The sequence below is a fragment of the Vibrio sp. M260118 genome, from assembly GCF_036533755.1.
Lineage (GTDB): Bacteria > Pseudomonadota > Gammaproteobacteria > Enterobacterales > Vibrionaceae > Vibrio.
The window spans coordinates 1-574 of sequence record NZ_JATABG010000698.1; the positions used below are offsets into that span (position 1 = coordinate 1).

2 protein-coding genes are annotated in these 574 nt (G+C 45.1%); one reads left to right on the plus strand and one right to left on the minus strand.

Annotation, left to right across the window (positions count from 1 at the left end):
- On the minus strand, positions 1-101 hold a 101-nt coding region (locus QTO00_RS20660), incomplete at its 3' end, for a LysR family transcriptional regulator (protein ID WP_331426394.1).
- A 144-nt stretch (positions 102-245) separates the two neighbouring features.
- On the opposite strand from QTO00_RS20660, the gene QTO00_RS20665 reads away from it, so the two are divergent.
- Positions 246-574: DoxX family protein (locus QTO00_RS20665; RefSeq protein ID WP_331426393.1), on the plus strand; the 329-nt coding region annotated here is incomplete at its 3' end.

A 574-nucleotide genomic window follows, 5' to 3' on the forward strand; every position in this document is an offset into this window, starting at 1 on the left:
CTGACCAATTGATTTGACGTTCCCAGTTTCTGTGCCGCATTGGTAAAACTGCCTTCTCTAGAGACCGTGAGAAACGCCCTCATGGTGTCAATTCTATCCATCAAATAATTCCTTTTAACAAGTCAATTACCAACAATACATTGGAAATCACTCAATGAAAACGTCATTTATCACCTAAATGAGAAAGAGTAACCTTATTCCCAAGTTAAGACTTACTTGAATAAATTATCTCTGAGGGAAATACCATGAACAAGCACATGTTTAACAAAGTAATTCAATCCAATGCAGGCTTTGCGGCACTAGTACTGAGAGTTCCGGTAGGAATCGTTTTGGCTGCACATGGCGCGCAAAAGCTGTTTGGCTGGTTTGGTGGCTACGGACTGGACGGGACTGGCCAATGGATGGCAAGCATTGGGCTAGCACCCGGTCACCTAATGGCATTGATGGCTGGCAGTGCAGAATTCTTCGGGGGTTTAGCCTTGATATTTGGCCTTTTGACTCGCCCAGCGGCACTGGTCAATGCATTTGCCATGTTAGTGGCTATCTTCAGCGTGCACATCAGCCATGGCTTGTT